At 65.1% G+C, this 15,458-nt stretch carries 17 protein-coding genes and 1 pseudogene; 8 read left to right on the top strand and 10 right to left on the bottom strand.

The genetic code is table 11. The annotated features are described in order from the left end of the window. The first annotated feature begins 37 nt into the window (after positions 1-37). A complete protein-coding gene (gene bcp, locus AU252_RS13550; protein ID WP_058931179.1) occupies positions 38-505 on the top strand; it encodes a thioredoxin-dependent thiol peroxidase in 468 nt (155 codons plus the stop codon). An 88-nt stretch (positions 506-593) separates the two neighbouring features. On the opposite strand, the gene AU252_RS13545 is transcribed toward bcp, so the two are convergent. Beyond that, on the bottom strand, positions 594-1,691 hold the full coding sequence (locus tag AU252_RS13545) for a D-TA family PLP-dependent enzyme (protein ID WP_058931178.1): 1,098 nt from the start codon (positions 1,689-1,691) through the stop codon (positions 594-596). A 77-nt stretch (positions 1,692-1,768) separates the two neighbouring features. On the opposite strand from AU252_RS13545, the gene AU252_RS13540 reads away from it, so the two are divergent. Then, entirely contained in the window at positions 1,769-2,146 is a 378-nt protein-coding gene (locus tag AU252_RS13540; RefSeq protein ID WP_058931177.1) for a cupin domain-containing protein, read from the top strand. 235 nt (positions 2,147-2,381) lie between these two features. Here AU252_RS13540 and AU252_RS13535 read toward each other — a convergent pair whose 3' ends face one another. Genes AU252_RS13535 through AU252_RS13520 form a run of 4 tightly spaced genes read right to left on the bottom strand, consistent with a single transcriptional unit; the run spans position 2,382 to position 6,738 of the window. Further along, positions 2,382-3,443 (bottom strand): NAD(P)-dependent alcohol dehydrogenase, encoded by a 1,062-nt coding sequence (locus tag AU252_RS13535; RefSeq protein ID WP_058931176.1) that lies wholly within the window; start codon positions 3,441-3,443, stop codon positions 2,382-2,384. Positions 3,444-3,482: 39 nt separating this feature from the next. Then, the gene (locus tag AU252_RS13530; protein WP_058931175.1) at positions 3,483-4,400 is read right to left on the bottom strand and encodes a carbohydrate ABC transporter permease; all 918 of its coding nucleotides are present in this window, start codon (positions 4,398-4,400) and stop codon (positions 3,483-3,485) included. Continuing rightward, on the bottom strand, positions 4,397-5,365 hold the full coding sequence (locus tag AU252_RS13525; RefSeq protein ID WP_058931174.1) for a carbohydrate ABC transporter permease: 969 nt from the start codon (positions 5,363-5,365) through the stop codon (positions 4,397-4,399). Before AU252_RS13525 ends, AU252_RS13530 begins: the two co-directional genes overlap by 4 nt. A 26-nt stretch (positions 5,366-5,391) precedes the next feature. Beyond that, positions 5,392-6,738 (bottom strand): ABC transporter substrate-binding protein, encoded by a 1,347-nt coding sequence (locus AU252_RS13520; RefSeq protein ID WP_058931173.1) that lies wholly within the window; start codon positions 6,736-6,738, stop codon positions 5,392-5,394. 274 nt (positions 6,739-7,012) lie between these two features. Between AU252_RS13520 and AU252_RS13515 the strand changes: the two genes are divergently transcribed. Then, on the top strand, positions 7,013-7,936 hold the full coding sequence (locus AU252_RS13515) for an AraC family transcriptional regulator (protein ID WP_083510387.1): 924 nt from the start codon (positions 7,013-7,015) through the stop codon (positions 7,934-7,936). A 67-nt stretch (positions 7,937-8,003) separates the two neighbouring features. Beyond that, on the top strand, positions 8,004-8,429 hold the full coding sequence (arr, locus tag AU252_RS13510; protein WP_083510386.1) for an NAD(+)--rifampin ADP-ribosyltransferase: 426 nt from the start codon (positions 8,004-8,006) through the stop codon (positions 8,427-8,429). Between the two features lie 201 nt (positions 8,430-8,630). On the opposite strand, the pseudogene AU252_RS24570 reads toward arr, so the two are convergent. From AU252_RS24570 to AU252_RS13500, 3 genes and pseudogenes are all read right to left on the bottom strand, one after another. Continuing rightward, positions 8,631-8,792, bottom strand: a pseudogene (locus tag AU252_RS24570) (transcriptional regulator); the annotation flags it as partial. 136 nt (positions 8,793-8,928) lie between these two features. Continuing rightward, positions 8,929-9,705, bottom strand: a complete 777-nt coding sequence (locus tag AU252_RS13505; RefSeq protein ID WP_058931172.1) for an alpha/beta fold hydrolase — start codon at positions 9,703-9,705, stop codon at positions 8,929-8,931. 93 nt (positions 9,706-9,798) lie between these two features. Further along, a complete protein-coding gene (locus AU252_RS13500; RefSeq protein ID WP_058931171.1) occupies positions 9,799-10,467 on the bottom strand; it encodes a metal-dependent transcriptional regulator in 669 nt (222 codons plus the stop codon). Between the two features lie 70 nt (positions 10,468-10,537). Here AU252_RS13500 and AU252_RS13495 point away from each other — a divergent pair, with 70 nt between their 5' ends. The 4 genes from AU252_RS13495 to AU252_RS13480 all read left to right on the top strand — a co-directional run bounded on the left by AU252_RS13495 (position 10,538) and on the right by AU252_RS13480 (position 14,153). Beyond that, entirely contained in the window at positions 10,538-11,671 is a 1,134-nt protein-coding gene (locus AU252_RS13495) for a multicopper oxidase domain-containing protein (protein ID WP_240484179.1), read from the top strand. Continuing rightward, positions 11,668-12,900: a ZIP family metal transporter gene (locus tag AU252_RS13490; RefSeq protein WP_058931170.1), complete on the top strand. Its 1,233-nt coding sequence runs from the start codon at positions 11,668-11,670 to the stop codon at positions 12,898-12,900. The genes AU252_RS13495 and AU252_RS13490 overlap by 4 nt, the downstream gene beginning before the upstream one ends. A gap of 316 nt (positions 12,901-13,216) precedes the next feature. Beyond that, positions 13,217-13,441: a hypothetical protein gene (locus AU252_RS13485; protein ID WP_058931169.1), complete on the top strand. Its 225-nt coding sequence runs from the start codon at positions 13,217-13,219 to the stop codon at positions 13,439-13,441. A gap of 124 nt (positions 13,442-13,565) precedes the next feature. Next, positions 13,566-14,153 (top strand): MOSC domain-containing protein, encoded by a 588-nt coding sequence (locus tag AU252_RS13480; protein ID WP_058931168.1) that lies wholly within the window; start codon positions 13,566-13,568, stop codon positions 14,151-14,153. A 36-nt stretch (positions 14,154-14,189) separates the two neighbouring features. Here the strand turns inward: AU252_RS13480 and AU252_RS13475 are convergent, their stop codons facing one another. Continuing rightward, positions 14,190-14,561 carry a VOC family protein gene (locus tag AU252_RS13475; protein WP_058931167.1) on the bottom strand — a complete coding sequence of 124 codons (372 nt, stop codon included), beginning with the start codon at positions 14,559-14,561 and terminating at the stop codon, positions 14,190-14,192. A gap of 93 nt (positions 14,562-14,654) precedes the next feature. Further along, the gene (locus AU252_RS13470; RefSeq protein WP_058931166.1) at positions 14,655-15,386 is read right to left on the bottom strand and encodes a TetR/AcrR family transcriptional regulator C-terminal domain-containing protein; all 732 of its coding nucleotides are present in this window, start codon (positions 15,384-15,386) and stop codon (positions 14,655-14,657) included. Positions 15,387-15,458: the final 72 nt, after the last annotated feature.

Here is a 15,458-nt window from a genome sequence, read left to right as displayed (position 1 = left end):
GGCCACGGCGGTTGCCCCACAAGTCAAGGATCGAAACATGACCCAGAAACTCCTCGCCGGAACCCAGGCCCCCGATTTCGCCCTGCTCAACGCCGACGGCCAGAAGGTCTCCCTCTCTGATTACCGCGGAAGCAACGTCATTGTGTACTTCTACCCGGAAGCCGCCACCCCCGGCTGCACCACCGAGGCCTGCGACTTCCGCGACAACCTCGCCAGCCTGCAGTCCTCCGGCTACGAGGTCCTGGGCATCTCCCCGGACGCGCCTGAGAAGCTGGCGGCATTCACCGGCGACTTCGCCCTGACGTTCCCGCTGCTCTCCGACGAGGACCACGCCGTGGCGCTGGCCTACGGCGCCTGGGGCGAAAAGCTGGTGAACGGCGAAGTGGTTGACGGCCTGGTCCGTTCCACCGTGGTGCTCGACGCCGAAGGCAAAGTCACGCTCACCCAGTACCAGATCAAGGCCCAGGGCCACGTCGCAGCGCTCAAGGCAGAGCTCGGCGTCTAAGGAAACCTGCGCGAACGGACACTTGCGGCCCTAGCCGAGCGGACGCCCGACGGCGGGACCTCCCGCCGTCGTAGCTGCTTCTTGGGGACTATTTGTTGCGTCCGCGTGCAGCCACCTGCCAGCGGGCCACGATTTCGCCGCCGCTGATCACGGTGACTTCGTCGACGAGGTTCATGGCAATGCAGACGTGATTGGGGACCACCCGCAGCCGGTCTCCGAGAGCCGGCAGCGTTGCCTCCGCCGGCCACACGACGGTGGCGTGGTGTTCTGACAGTGCACTAATTCGGGCTTCCGGGTGGTCTAGGAGCCGCCCGAAGCCGGTGGCCCAGCCGGGCCGGTCCCCGCCGAGGATTTTGCTGCCGGAGTCCAGGATGACCCTTCGCGGTATGAGGTCGGTGCCTTCATGCCGGCTGACGACCGTTGCCGCGACGGTCAGCGCGATGTCTTCTGCCGCACAGCGATCCAGTTCCAGTTGTTGGGCATCCCCGAAGACGTACACGCCGGGCCGGACTTCTGTCGCTCCGGAGTTGCCCGTGAGGGTGGCGGTGGGTGTGGACCCGCCGCTGACGTGGGTGATGGGGAACCCTGCAGCAGTGAGCAGGTCGGCTGCTTCGCCGAGGGCCAACCGTTCCTCGTCCGCAGCCTTCAGCGGCATGCCCGGGGCATAGCTGTGCCCTGGAAACGTGAAAATTCCCGTGACGCGCAGCCCTGCCCGCGCTGCGGCGTGGGCGACGTCGACAGCGGCGTCGGGTGCTATCCCGCTGCGGTGATGGCCGCTGTCGATCTCCAGCAGCACTTCAATCTCACCAACGGCATCGCCGAGCGACGCGGCCATGGTTTCGGCTGCTTCCCGTGAGTCCAGACCAACTGCGATCCTGGCTTTTGCTGCAAGGCGCTGGAGCCGTTCGGCTTGGCGGGGACCGACCCAGAGCGGATAGGCGATGAAGATGTCTTTGGCTCCGTGCTCTGCAAAGACTTCGGCCTCTCCGAGGGTGGCCACAGTCAGTCCTGTGGCTCCGGCTGCCAGCTGCATTTCAGCGATTTCGGGCACTTTGTGCGTCTTGACATGTGGCCGAAGATGCAGGCCCTTGGCCTGGACGGCCGTTGCCATGCGGTCGATATTTCGCTGGAGCACGTCCCGGTCGATGATGATCTCAGGTGTGTCGATTTCCGCTGGGATGGTCATCCTTACACTTTATGCGGAACCCCTCGCATACCCTATGTATACAACACTGACAATCGGTGGGGACTGAAGGAGATGCAATGCGCAAACCAGAGCTGGAGTTCCACGAACCGATCGTTGGCTGGCAGAAGACAAACGGCGACGCCGAACACGGAATCTGGGAGCAGATCCTCGCTGCGGACCCTCTCAGCGGAGATTCGACCCTGCTCCAACGCTATGAGCCCGGCGCCGACACCATAGCGAGCGGCGTGATCGTCCACGACTATTGGGAAGAGGTCATGATTCTCTCGGGGGAACTCACCGATGTGACCCTCGGGAAGACTTTTACGGCCGGCATGTACGCGTGCCGTCCGCCCGGCATGCGTCACGGGCCTTACCTCAGCGGCGCCGGCTGCAGCATGCTCGTTGTTGTTCGGCCTTCCCCGGAACCCGGCGCGAACGGACACTTGAGGCCCTAGACAAGCGGACGCACGACGACGGGACCTCCCGCCGTCGTATCAGTCCCGGAGCGGCCCCCATCCGACCGGACGGGGGCCACGGATATCGGCCCTGCGCCGATCAGCAGCCGCCGACCAGCCTTGTGCTTCCTGAGCGCCGGACTCGCCGACAGGCCCACGGGCCACCCTGAACCCGACGATCACCGCGCGGCCGCCACATCCCCCGGACGGGTGAGACGGTCCCTCCTCCCCTGGGTCAACGGCCGGGGTAGACGACGGCTTTGAGCTGGCCGGCCTGCTTGCCCGCTTTCAGGGCTTCTTCGGACTCGGCGAGGGTGAACTTTCCGGTGACGAGAATGTCCAGGTCCACCTTTCCGTCGGCGATCAGTTGGATCGCCAGCGGCCAGGTGTTGGTGTACCGGAACACGCCGGAGAGCCAGATCTCCCGGTTCTGGATGTACGAAACAGGGAGTTCGACGTCGTCCGCCCCGAGCCCCACCAGGATGACCCTGCCGGCCGGTCCGACGGCCTTGATCCCGGAACGGACCGCCTGCGGTGCGCCGGAAGCGTCAATGAACGCATCGACGTCGAGCCCTTCCACACTGTCCGTCTTGGCGTTCAGCGCGTGCGTGGCGCCATGTTCCAAAGCGAAGGCGAGCCGGTCCTCGGCGATGTCAGTGATGTAGATTTCGGTGGCGCCGAACGCGCGTGCAGCCTGGGCGGCGATGATGCCGATCGGGCCGGCGCCGGCGATCAGGACCCGGCTGCCCGGCTTGATTTCCGCTCGTTCGCAGGCCCAGAGCCCGACGGAGAGCGGTTCGATGAGGGCTGCGGCCTCGTCGCTGACACTGTCCGGGATGTCGTAGGCGAAGTCGCTCTGGATGGTGACGTATTCGGCGAAGGCGCCGTCGATCGGCGGGGTGGCATAGAACTCGATGTCCGGGCACAGGTTGTAGCGGCCGGCTTTGCACTGCTTGCAGGTGCGGCAGGGGCGCTGGGGTTCGACGGCGACGCGGTTGCCGATGCGGGCGGGGTCAACGGCGCTTCCGACGGCGGCGATCCGGCCGGAGAGTTCGTGGCCGAGGATCAGCGGGTGGTCCACCACATAGTCGCCGATCCGGCCGTGCTCGTAGTAGTGGACGTCGCTGCCGCAGACGCCGACGGCGGCCACCTGCACCAGGACCTGGTCGGCGTCGGGCTGCGGCAGGGGAAGGGTTTCCATGACCATGTCGCCCTGGCGCTTCAGAACGGAAGCCCGCATGGTGGCTGGCAGTTCGGCGGGGGCCAGGGTGGTGGACTGGGCGGTGGGTGTTGTCATTGAATTGCTCCTCTAAGAATCGAAAGTGGGGATGTCCGGCTACTTGACGGCGCCCAGGGAGAGGCCCTGGACGAGCTTGTCCTGGGCGGCGAACCCGGCGAACAGCACCGGGAGGGAAATCACGACGGCGGCAGCGCACACCTTGGCGAGGAAGAGGCCCTGGCCGGAGACGAAGCCGGTCAGGAAGACTGGTGCTGTTCCCGCCACCACGCCGGTGAGGACCCGGGCCAGGAGCAGTTCGTTCCAGCTGAAGATGAAGCAGATCAGCGCGGTCGCGGCGATGCCGGGCATCGCGACAGGTGCCACCACCTTGCGCAACGTGAGGAGCAGCCCGGCGCCGTCGATCTGGGCGGCTTCCAGCATTTCGACCGGTACCTCGGCGAGGAAGGACCTCATCATCCAGACCGCGATGGGAAGGTTCATGGACGTGTACATCAGGATCAGGAACCAGATGTTGTCCAGCGCACCGACGGTCCTGGCGAACAGGTAAAGCGGCAGGATCGCCGCCACCACGGGCATCATCTTTGTGGAGAGGAAGAAGAACATCACGTCGGTCCATTTCTTCACCGGCCGGATGGACAGGGCATACGCGGCGGGAATGGCCAGCACCAGGACGAGAACCGTGGACAGGATGGATGCGGTGGCGGAGTTGATCAGCGACGGCCACGGGCTGACGCCGGACGTTTCCCCGAAGAACTCCCGGTACGCGTCCAGGGTGAGGTTCGCGGCGATGGACGGCGGGTTGGTGGCGGCGTCGGTTTCGGAGTGGAAGGAGGTCAGGATCATCCACATCACCGGGGCGGCGAAGAGCAAGGCGAGCAGCCAGGCCCCGAGGCCGGCGGCGGTGTTGTTGCGGGTGGGGTCCATGCGTGACTTGCCGCGCCGGAGCGTTCCGGTCGCCTGTGCGGTGGGGCCGGTGGTTGCCTTGCGGTGTGCGGCAGGAGTGAGCGTGCTCATCGTGCTGCCTCCTTCTTGAAGAGCGAAAAGACGGTGCGGAGGGCAAAAGTGGCCACGACGATGGTGCCGATGACCACTACGACGCCGGCAGCAGACGCCAGGCCGTATTCGTTGGCGAAGTAGAACGTCTGGTAGATGGCGTAGGGCAGGTTGGCCGTGCCCAGTCCGCCTGCGGTGAGGGTGAAGACGGCGTCGAAGTTCTGCACGATATAGATGGCTCCGAGCAGGCCGCCAAGCTCCAGGTACTGGCGCAGATGCGGCAGGGTGAGGTGCCGGAAGATCGCCCACGGTGTGGCGCCGTCCATCTGGGCCGCTTCCACGGTGTCCATGGGACGGGACTGCAGGCCCGCCAGCAGGATGAGCATCATAAACGGTGTCCACTGCCAGACCAGCGAGACGATGACGGCCATCATGGGTGCCTGGGACAGCAGGTCCAGCTGGGGTGCCGTGCTGCTGCCGAAGAGGGACCAGATCCAGGTCAGGATGCCGTTGATCAGCCCGTACGTGGGGTTGAGCAGGGCGTGCTTCCAGATGAGGGCCGCGGCCACGGGCACCACCAGGAACGGTGCGATCAGCAGCGTCCGCGCCAGTCCGCGGCCGATGAACTTCTTGTCCAGCAGCAGGGCCAGGCCCAGCCCGATGACCAGGCTGGCGAGCACGACGGAGACGGTGAGGAGGATGGTGGTGAAGATGGCCTGGCGCAGGTCCGGGTCGGTGAGGACCGTGACGTAGTTCTCGAGGCCGGCGAAGGCGGTCTTGTCAGGGCTGAGGCTGTTCCAGTTCAGGAACGAGATGATCAGCGTCACCACGAACGGGAGCTGGGTGACGAGAATGAGGAAGATCAGGGCCGGAAGCAGCGGTGCACGCCGGGCCCAGGCCAGGGCGCGTTCCCGCGACCGGGCATTTCTTGGAAGTTTGGCTGCGTGGTGTCCCGGGCGGGAGATGCGCGCCGTTGCGGTAGTCATGAGGTTCTCCTGCGGTTCGGTTCTGGCTACTTGTACTTGTTGCCGACTTTTTGGGCGGCTTCCTGGCCCTTGGCCAGTGCGTCGGCCACGGTGCCCTGGCCTGCGATGGCGGAGCTGACGCCCTGGGAGACGTTGGTGCCCAGGGCAGCGAACTCGGGAATGCCCACAAACTGGATGCCGACGGCGGGACGTTCCTGGGCGCCGGGGTTCTTCGGGTCGGCGTTCTCGATGGCGAAGCGTTCGGCCTCGAAGAACGGTGCCGCCTTCTGGAAGTCGGTGTTCTCGTAGGTGGAGATGCGCTTGCCTGAGGGAACCTTCGCCCAGCCGAGCTTGGAGGCGACCAGTTCCTCGTACTCCTTCGAGCTGGCCCAGGCGATGAACTTCCCGGCAGCATCCTGTTTCTTGGAGGCCGCCTGCACAGCCCAGGACCAGGTCCACAGCCAGCCGGACGACGTCGTTTCCTTTACCGGGGCCTGGGCGTAGCCGATCTTCCCCTTCACGGGGGACGTGTCTGATTCGAGGGCGCCGGCGGCCGACGTGGCGTCGTACCACATGGCCACTTTGCTTTGGCTCATGTTGTTCAGGCATTCGGTGAAGCCGGCCTGCGCGGCCCCTGCTTCACCGTGCTCCCGGACCAGTTTGGTGTAGAAGTCGACGGCTGCTGTGAACTTCGGGGAGTTGACCTGGGCGTTCCAGTCCTTGTCGAACCAGGTCCCGCCGAAGGTGTTCACCACGGTGGTCAGCGGCGCGAAGACCTGTCCCCAGCCGGGCTGGCCGCGCAGGCAGATGCCCTTTATTCCCGGGGCTGCGCCGTCCACCTGTGCTGCTATGTCCGCCACCTCGTCCCAGGTGGGCTTCGCCGGCAGGGTCAGGCCCTTGGCGTCCAGAATGTCCTTGCGGTACATCAGGAAAGAGGATTCGCCGTAGAACGGTTCGCCGTAGAGCTTGCCGTCCTCGCCGGTGAGGGAGGCCGTGTAGGCGGGCAGGATGTCGTCCTGGTCAAACGCGGCGTTCTCGGCAACATTGTCCAGCGGCGCGAGCCAGCCGTTGGCGGAATAGAACGGGATCTCGTAGTTGGACAGTGACGCGACGTCGTACTGGCCGGCCTGGCTGGAGAACTCCTGGCTGATCTTGGCCCGGACGTCGTTTTCAGGCAGGATCGTGTAGTTGACCTTGATGCCGGTTTCCTTGGTGAAATTATCCGCGGTGAGCCGCTGCAGGTCCTCCATCTGGGGGTTGTTCACCATCAGGACATTGATGCTGTTGGGGTCTCCGGCGGAATTGCCTCCGCCGGCACCTGCACAGGCCGAGGCGCTCAGGGCGATGCAGAGGGCTCCGGCGGCAATCGCGGCAGCGCGCGTTTTTGGGCGCATTGAGGACTCCTTTGTTCTTCAGGGGGTGCACAGCCGGCTCGCGTCGACTGCCGTGTCGACGCACTCGGCTGGGGCGGTCCCGGTCATCGGGATTTCGATGCGCCGGACTGGTATTCCTCAACTTTAGGTGTGTGGGGTAGGGCACAACTAGCGCCCTGCATGCCAGTTTCTGATACTAATTTTCCCTATCGGCCTTCCGGGCGCAGGCGCTAGTGTGGGAAAGTGCCATTGGCGCTGTCCATATTTCATGAACCCGGAGGCTTGGAGAACCACTATGAGTGCTGCAGATCCCGGCGACGGGGCATCGGCCAGGCTTGCCGAAAGGCTGCTGGGCATGCGGGCCAGCCGGGAGGTCATCCCGGTGGATCCGAACCATTCGGTCCGGTGGCACGAGCATGACTACCCCACCGCGGCGGCCCGCTGGAATTACCACCCCGAGTATGAGATCCACCTGATCAGGAAAGGCACCGGCAAGTTCATTGTCGGTGACCACATCGGCACGTTCGAGGCCGGGCATGTGTCGCTGGTGGGATCAGGACTGCCCCACGACTGGGTCAGCGACCTCGAGCCCGGCGAGGTCATTGCCGGCAGGGACGCCCTGATCCAGTTCGATGGAAAATGGGTGGAGCAGACCACGGCCTTGGTTCCGGAGCTGGCCGAAATCGAACCCCTGCTGGAACAGTCCGCACGCGGTATCGAGTTCCTCGGGAGCACGGCCCGGGCTGCGGCCGCATCCATCGAAGCGATGGGCACCTCCACCGGGCTGGGGCGGCTGCACCACCTGCTGGAACTGTTTGCCATTCTTGCGCGCTCACCGCAGGAGGACCGGCGCTACCTCGCTGACGAATGGTTCAGGCCGCAGCTGGACGGCCAGGCCGCGGCGGTGGTGGACATCGTGCTGGAGTACGTGTTTGGCAATCACGCCGGCAACGTCAGGATGTCCGAGGCGGCGGCCCTCGTGGGAATGTCCGAGCCGACCTTCTCGAAATACTTCAAGCGCGCCACCGGCCAGAACTTCAGCGATCTGGTCCGCAAACTCCGCCTGGCCCATGCACGCCGGCTGCTCGAACGCAGCGACAAACCCATCTCGGACATTTGCTATGAGGTCGGGTTTTCCAACCTGTCCAACTTCAACCGGCATTTCCTGAACGACGCCGGCGAAACGCCCCGGAGCTACCGCCAACGAATGCAGGGCTGACCCATATCCGGCGTGCGCAAAGTGGTGGGAGAGCTAGAGTGGAAGCCAAATTTCGAGGAGGCTGTACATGGAGAACGAATCAATGTCGCCGCAGGCCAAAGACCCCGGGCCCTTCTACCACGGCACCAAAGCCGACCTGAAGCCTGGGGACTTTCTGAAACCCGGCAACACGTCGAATTACGGGGAGCGGAAGACTGCGAACTACATCTACCTGACTGCGACCTTGGATGCGGCTACCTGGGGAGCCGAACTTGGCGTAGGCGAGGGACCAGGCAGGATCTACCGCGTGGAACCCACGGGCTCTTTTGAGGATGACCCCAATCTGACGGACAAGAAGTTCCCGGGCAACCCCACGAGGTCCTACCGCACCCACGAGCCGCTGCGGGTGGTTGACGAGATCTTGGATTGGCAGCCCCATTCCCCCGAGGTGCTTCAGAACATGCGGAACCACCTTGAAGAACTCAAACGGCTGGGCATCGAGGCAATCAACTGAACTCCCGCCCGTGCCGGCGCTGAGGGCAGTCCAGCCGTCAGGACCGGGTGCCAGCTTCGGGTGGTGTGATGGTTGCCGTGCTGGAGTCACCTTGAGGCGATTCAACCGGGCGCTTGTTGGTGGTGCTCCACATGGTGAGGAGTCTAGTTTTTCCTGTGATTCGCTGCCCGGTTCGGCCGTGTACGCGATGAGGGTCAGACCTTCTCCGGGGAGTTCAAGTGAATCGCCCGTGAGTTCGAGGTCGCCGACTATCGGGTTGTGCAGCGTCTTGCGGGCTGAGCGGTGGAAGCGGACGTTGTGCCGTGCCCAGCGTGTCGAGAATTCAGTGCTTCCCGTGGCCAGGTCACCGATGAGGGTGCTCAGGGCCCGGTCGCGGGGGTTCCGTCCCGATTCGGTGCGCAGTGCTGCGGCGAGGTCAAGGAAATCTCTCGCTCCTGAATCCGCGGTCAGCCGCGAAGCGCACGACGGCGGGACCTCCCGCCGTCGTCCGCTCTCCGTTTCAGAGGGCTGCTTTAGCGGCGATGAACTGCCGGATCCACTGGATGGTTTCCGGACGGTCCAGGTGGAGGCCGTGGCCGGCGCCGGGGACCTTGGCCAGCGTGGAGCAGCGAATGTGCCGGTGCAACTGGACGGCGTTAAGCATGGGTGTCAGGGCGTCGTCGGTGCCGTGGAGGATGAGCGTGGGAGATTCGATGGAGCCGAGGTGGCTCCATGCGTCGTGGTCCTGGCTGGCACGGAAGTGGCGTGCTTTGGCCCAGGCTGTGGCCCGCGAATTGAAGAACGCGCGTGTGGCGTCGGGGTGGTCCGCGGCCCATTCCGGAGCAAAGAAGAGGGGCGCGAGGCGCGCCATGTCGCCGCTGACTAGGGCTTCCATGGCGTCCTTGGTGGGCTCGGCTCCCGCCAGTTTGCCTCCGCTTGTGGCGGCAAGAATCAGCCCACGAACACTCTGCGGGTGGTCGATAGCAAGCCATTGGGCCACCCGACCGCCCATGGAGTGGCCGTACACGTGTGCGGACTCGGCGCGAGAGGCCTTCAGGACAGCCGCCGCGTCGGCGGCAAGGAGCCTCGTGGTGTAGCGGCCGGCGTCGCCGTTGCTGCTCCCGCCGATCCCCCGGTGGTCGAAGCGGATGACGCGGAAATGCTCAGCCAAGGCCTCCGCCGTTGGTCCCCAACCCTCCATCGCCGTGGCCTGGCCGGCAATCAGCAGCAGGGGCCCGCCCTGCCCTTCTTCGGCCCACGCCAGTTCGGCGCCGTCGGGAGCCAGGGCAATCTTCACCGTGACACTCTATCTTTCCAGCGGTAAGGCCGCTGTGGTGCAGGGCACGGCGGGCATACACCGGGCCGGCCCGGCACGCTTTCCGGAGCGCCCTTAGTTTGCCACTACCCAGATGGCCTCTGCTGCGGAGGGGCCCAGATCAACGTCGCGGTCCCCCACCCGAATCGTGGTCACGTCCGCATACGGGCGGTGTGCTAAAACTTGGAGCCGGGTGTCCGGTCCCAGCCCGAGCTGGGTGAAGTACCGGAGCATGTCCGGGTCCGCGTCCGAGATCCTTGTGATGGTGACCGTCCGTTCCGGTTCCACGGATGTCAGAGGATCCCCTTGCGGGGGGTGCGGTACCCCATTCCCAGAGGGGATTGGGTCTCCGTGTGGATCCCTGGTGGGGTGGCCGAGCTTCTCGTCAATGCGCTGGATCATGGTGTCGGAAACGGCGTGCTCGAGGATCTCGGCCTCGTCGTGTACCTCGTCCCAGCCGTATCCCAGAATCTGCACGAGGAATGTTTCCAGAAGCCGGTGCCTGCGCACCATTTCGACAGCGTGTGCCCGGCCGGCGGGCGTCAGTTCGATGCTGCCATAGGGGGCATGGGTGACCAGGCCCTGCTTTGCCAGCCGACGGATGCCGTCCGAAACGGTGGACGGTTTGACCGCCATCCGCTCGGCCATGGCGCCAACAGTGATGGGAGCCTCGGCCCATTCCGTTGAGGACCAGATCATCTTCAGGTAGTCCTGCGCGGAAGCTGTCAGCTCGGAGACGGTCATATCCCCATATTACCAGCCGAACATGAATGTTAGACTGGCCTAACAAAAGTGTTTGGTCAATGGAGATGAAATGGACGGCACGCCGAAAACCGAAGGAAAGACGATGCCGACGCGGCGTGCCATGCTCGCAGGAGCGGCGGCCTTTGCCGCGGCGCCTGCGCTTGCCGGCTGGGCACCGTTGGATTCCAAGGATCCCGGGCATCACGCCGGACACGGCACGGTGTCAGGTCAGGCAGCGAAGACTTCCACGGACGGCTCCTCAGCGGCAGGCGCTGGTTCGCCCCGCACGGACGCTGGCCACATGGCGAACCATGCCGGTCACGCAGGCTTCGCCGGCGGTTCCGTCCCGCCGGAGCGCGCAGGGATCGACCCGACCGCGATCCTGCACGATTTCGACCGGGGGAAAACCAGCACGCTTCCGGACGGCCGCACCCTTCGGGAGTGGGACATCGTCGCAGTAGATATGGACTTCGAGATCGCCCCGGGGGTGACGTTCCCGGGCTGGAGCTACAACGGCCGGATCCCCGGTCCGACCCTCTGGGCGCAGGAAGGCGACGCCCTGCGGATCCACTTCACCAATGCCGGAGCGCACCCCCACACCATCCACTTCCACGGGATCCACCGGGCCGAGATGGACGGCACCCCGGGGATCGGCGCCGGGTCCATCGCTCCGGGCCAAAGCTTCACCTACGAATTTGATGCCACACCATTCGGCACGCATCTCTACCACTGCCACCAGTCGCCACTGGCGCCGCACATCGCCAAGGGCCTCTACGGCGGCTTCATCATCGAACCCAAAGTAGGCCGGCCGAAAGCCGACAACGAAATGGTCATGGTGATGAACGGCTACAACACCGACGGCGGCGACGACAACGAGTTCTACTCCGTCAACGGACTGCCCTTCCACTTCATGGACTTCCCCGTCCAGGTCAAGCAAAACGAGCTCGTCCGGATCCACCTCATCAACGTCCTCGAATACGACCCCATCAATTCCTTCCACGTGCACGGAAACTTCTTCCACTACTACCCCACCGGGACCATGCTGACGCCCAGTGAATACACCGACACCATCTCGCAAGTGCAGGGCCAGCGCGGCATCGTGGAGCTCCGCTTCCCATACCCGGGCAAGTACATGTTCCACGCCCACAAGACCGAGTTCGCGGAACTGGGCTGGATGGGCTTCTTCGAGGTGGGCGCATCATGAGCCTGGATGAAAAGTCAGCTGCCGCCCTGGCGGCCGCACCCCACCGCCGGCCACCGGTGCCGCGGTGGATGCTCGGATTGGGCCCCCTGGTCCTGATCGCAATCCTGCTGGGCCTGTTCACATTGCTCAACGCACCCGGTCTCAACAAACTCTCCGACGGCGTTCCGCCTAAGGAGGAGGTCGCCGTCGAAGACATCCGCCTGACATCAGGCCAGATCGCCATTACCGTCCGCAACGAGGGACCCGACCCGGTATCCATCGCCCAGGTCAACGTCTCGGACTACTACGCCCTGTTCACGCAGACCCGGGAAACCATGGCGCCGCTGGAGTCCACCACCCTCACCATCATCTACAGCTGGGTGGAAGGGGATCCCTACGAGGTGGCGCTGGTGACCTCGAACGGCGGCAAGATCCCGGCGGTTATTGAAGCGGCCGCCCTGAGTCCGGAGCGCGGCAGCTCCTTCTTCGGACTCATGTTGCTCATGGGGATCTATGTGGGCGTGATACCCGTGGCCCTGGGAATGCTGTGGATGCCGTTCGTGCGCCGTTCGTCCGCGTCCTGGGTCCGCGTCCTCTTGGGAGTCACCGTCGGGCTGCTGGCCTTCCTGGCCATCGACGCGACCCTCGAAGCCGTGGGACTCTTGGCCGGCAGCGGCGCGTTCGGCGGCCCCATGGTCGTCTTCCTCGGCGCCGTGACCGCCTACCTCATCCTCGAGGGAACGGATGCGTGGATGCGCCGGCACCAGAACTCCAGCGCTGCCGGCCAACCTTCAGCCCTGCCGCCGCAGCGCCTGGCGCTGCTGATCGCCATCGGCATCGGCCTGCACAACTTCGGCGAAGGACTCGCCATCGGATCCGCGTACGCGGTGGGCTCACTCGCCTTGGGCGCGTCCCTGATCGTAGGCTTCGCCATCCACAACACAACCGAGGGCCTGGCGATCGTCACCCCGCTCGCCAAACAAGCCCCCGGCCTGGGCCGCCTGGTGATCCTGGGACTCATCGCAGGAGCGCCCGCGGCCGCCGGGGCCCTCCTCGGGGCGACCGTGTACCAGCCGGCCCTTGCTGCTTTCCTGCTCGGCATCGGAGCCGGAGCCGTGGCCCAGGTGGCCGTCAAACTCCTGCCAATGCTCAAGGACACCGCGGGCAAGGCCTTCACCCCGCTCACCGGCGCAGGCATCGTCCTGGGAATGGGACTGATGTTCGCCACCGGCCTGTTGGTCCAGGCCTAGGCCAACTACCCACCAGCGATTTGGCGGGCGACGGCGGGACGTCCCGCCGTCGTACTCTGGCGCTTAGTCAGGCTCCCCCGATTTTTTCGGCCTACCTATTGCCCCGGGACCATCCGTTCAGGCACACTGGCTACAGATCCGCAGGAACAAATGCTTCCGCCGATCCAGCCCGCCGGACAATTCGGCCGGCCACCGCCCCATCAGAGATGCCGGGCAACCCCTCTGGAACCACCGCTTTCCGCCTCCCCGGGTGCGCCCGGGCCCGGAAACTTGCGCCTACCCAGAGTCCCGGGATCCCGCCGAGAAAGAGACCACCATGATCAAGCGCCACTCTGACCTTGTCCTGGCAATCACAGCCCACGATCCTGACACGGTCGAAAACGACCTCAACACCGCGGTGGAAATGGCCCGCGAACACGCCATGAAGGAAAGCCGCCACGGCATCCTCGTCACACAGCACAGCTACACCAGCTACACGGTCGCCGTCAGCCGCGATGTCCCATACGGCCAGACACACGAAAGGCGCGATCTGCCCGCTTAGCAGTAAAGCTAGCGGACGACGGCGGAACCTCCCGCCGTCGTCCGCTCGCGTTTGGGGCCGTTCCACTCGGCGCGAGCGGTCACTTAAGCCCCCCCCCCCCCGCCCGGCGGAGTAGTTTTGTGGCATGACGGAAACCTTTCGGTACGACGTGGAGGTCCTGCATCTCCTGGTCTCGCCGGCGCACGCCTACTTCGGCCGGGCCCGCGAGGGTGCCGCGGATGTCCCCACCGCGGATGCCGGGCGGGTGGAGCTCGTGGCGGGCAAGGGCATCGTCGGGGACCGGTTCTTCGGCAAGGCCGCGCACTTGGACGCCGCCGTCACCCTGTTCGCGATCGAGTCGCTCGAGGCCATCGCCGCGGAGCTGGGAACGGCACGGTTTGACCCGCTCCTGACAAGGCGCAACGTTGTGCTCCGAGGCGCTCATCTGGCTCCGTTGCTGGGACACGACTTTGCCCTGGAATCCCAGGGAGACCTGGTGCGACTCACGGCCGGGCGGCCCGCCCACCCCTGCGTCTGGATGGACGAGATGCTCGCCCCGGGCGCACACAAAGCAATGCGCGGCCGGGGCGGTGTGCGCTGCCGGGTAATTTCCGACGGAGTCCTGCACCGCGGGCCGGCGGTACTGGTCAGCCCCGTGCCGCTCGAGCCCGAGCGCGCCGGCGAGGCCACGCTGTTGCGGGCGTCGCGGCTGTCGAGTTCGACGCCGCCTTAGTGAGACGCCGCCCTATGAGAGTGGGCCGCTGGTAGGTCAGACGTGCTGATCCACCAGCACCGGGTTGCCGTCCGGGTCCACAACAATGAAGCTCCCCGGACCGGTGGTGGTCTCATCCGCCTCGGCAACGAACTCCGCGCCCTGGGCTTTGAGTTCCCGCTGGAGGTCGCGCACATCGGTGAAGGAGTCCAGCGCTTCCGCGTTCTGGCTCCAGCCCGGGTTGAACGTCAGCATGTTCTTCTCAAACATCCCCTGGAAGAGGCCAATAACGGTCTCGCCGTTCTTGAGGATCAGCCAGTTCTGGGTGATGTCGCCGCCCAAACTGGTGAAGCCCAGTTTCTCGTAGAACGCAGCTGATGCCGCGATGTCCTTGACGGTGAGGCTGATCGAAAAGGCGCCGAGCTGCATGGGTAACTCCACTCTCAAAGGGACGGATGTTCCGATGGTACCCACAGGCGCAAGCGGACGACGGCGGGACGTCCCGCCGTCGTCCGCTCCCGGTCATCCCCGCTCGAGTCGGGCGGCTGCGGAGCTGCAGTCCCGCTGGTGCAGCCGTTCGATGCCGTCGAGGAGGAGGTCCAGGGCGAACTCGAACTCGAACTGGTCGTCGCAGCCGCTGCCGACTACCGAGCCGTCATCGTGGCTGGCAGCAGTCGCCACTTGCAGGACGTTCGGGTAGTTGGCGGACATTTCCTGGTACATGGCGGCCTGGACTTCCGGTGCCACCGCAGCGGGAGCGTCGCCCTCTGAAGTGGCCGTGGCGTCGAACAGTTCCTGCGTGAAGCCCCACATCCGGCTTCCGATGGCATGCATCACGTGGTGCGTGAGGTCTACGGAAAAGCCCCGGGCGAAGAACATGCCGATGAACGAGTCCATGTAGCCCAGGACGGCGGGGGTCGGGTTGGTGCGGGTTTCCAGGACGCGCCTGGCCCACCTGTGGCGCTGGAGGACGCGCCTGGCCGACAGCACCCGCAGCCGCACCATGCTCTTCCAGTCAGCACCGGCAACGGGAGGGTCAATCTCGCCGATGACCACATCCACCATGCCGTCAAGGAGCTCCTCCTTGTTGGCCACGTGTTTGTACAGCGCCATGGGCACCACGTCCAGTTCTTGGGCGAGGCGGCGCATGCTCAGCGGACCGATCCCCACCTCGTCGGCGAGTGCAACGGCCGCCAGGAGCACCCTCTCCCGGTTTAGCCGCGCCCGGCGTTCGGCGGCAATCTGCTGAGTCACTGTTCCCTGCTTCCGAGGGCTGTACACCCCTCCATTGACAAGTGTACTAAGTACACCTAGTGTCAGTCCCAT

This window comes from Pseudarthrobacter sulfonivorans (assembly GCF_001484605.1).
Lineage (GTDB): Bacteria > Actinomycetota > Actinomycetes > Actinomycetales > Micrococcaceae > Arthrobacter > Arthrobacter sulfonivorans_A.
This window is presented reverse-complemented; position numbering and strand designations above follow the sequence as displayed.

What these genes read in the sequence shown, in the direction of transcription:
- AU252_RS13540 (WP_058931177.1), top strand. Translation starts at nt 1,769, where the DNA reads ATGCGCAAACCAGAGCTGGAGTTCCACGAACCGATCGTTGGCTGGCAG.
- AU252_RS13490 (WP_058931170.1), top strand. Translation starts at nt 11,668, where the DNA reads ATGAGCCTGGATGAAAAGTCAGCTGCCGCCCTGGCGGCCGCACCCCAC.
- AU252_RS13480 (WP_058931168.1), top strand. Translation starts at nt 13,566, where the DNA reads ATGACGGAAACCTTTCGGTACGACGTGGAGGTCCTGCATCTCCTGGTC.
- AU252_RS13515 (WP_083510387.1), top strand. Translation starts at nt 7,013, where the DNA reads ATGAGTGCTGCAGATCCCGGCGACGGGGCATCGGCCAGGCTTGCCGAA.
- AU252_RS13475 (WP_058931167.1), bottom strand. Translation starts at nt 14,561, where the DNA reads ATGCAGCTCGGCGCCTTTTCGATCAGCCTCACCGTCAAGGACATCGCG.
- bcp (WP_058931179.1), top strand. Translation starts at nt 38, where the DNA reads ATGACCCAGAAACTCCTCGCCGGAACCCAGGCCCCCGATTTCGCCCTG.
- AU252_RS13500 (WP_058931171.1), bottom strand. Translation starts at nt 10,467, where the DNA reads ATGACCGTCTCCGAGCTGACAGCTTCCGCGCAGGACTACCTGAAGATG.
- AU252_RS13525 (WP_058931174.1), bottom strand. Translation starts at nt 5,365, where the DNA reads ATGACTACCGCAACGGCGCGCATCTCCCGCCCGGGACACCACGCAGCC.
- AU252_RS13495 (WP_240484179.1), top strand. Translation starts at nt 10,538, where the DNA reads ATGGACGGCACGCCGAAAACCGAAGGAAAGACGATGCCGACGCGGCGT.
- AU252_RS13520 (WP_058931173.1), bottom strand. Translation starts at nt 6,738, where the DNA reads ATGCGCCCAAAAACGCGCGCTGCCGCGATTGCCGCCGGAGCCCTCTGC.
- AU252_RS13530 (WP_058931175.1), bottom strand. Translation starts at nt 4,400, where the DNA reads ATGAGCACGCTCACTCCTGCCGCACACCGCAAGGCAACCACCGGCCCC.
- AU252_RS13545 (WP_058931178.1), bottom strand. Translation starts at nt 1,691, where the DNA reads ATGACCATCCCAGCGGAAATCGACACACCTGAGATCATCATCGACCGG.
- AU252_RS13535 (WP_058931176.1), bottom strand. Translation starts at nt 3,443, where the DNA reads ATGACAACACCCACCGCCCAGTCCACCACCCTGGCCCCCGCCGAACTG.
- AU252_RS13485 (WP_058931169.1), top strand. Translation starts at nt 13,217, where the DNA reads ATGATCAAGCGCCACTCTGACCTTGTCCTGGCAATCACAGCCCACGAT.
- arr (WP_083510386.1), top strand. Translation starts at nt 8,004, where the DNA reads ATGGAGAACGAATCAATGTCGCCGCAGGCCAAAGACCCCGGGCCCTTC.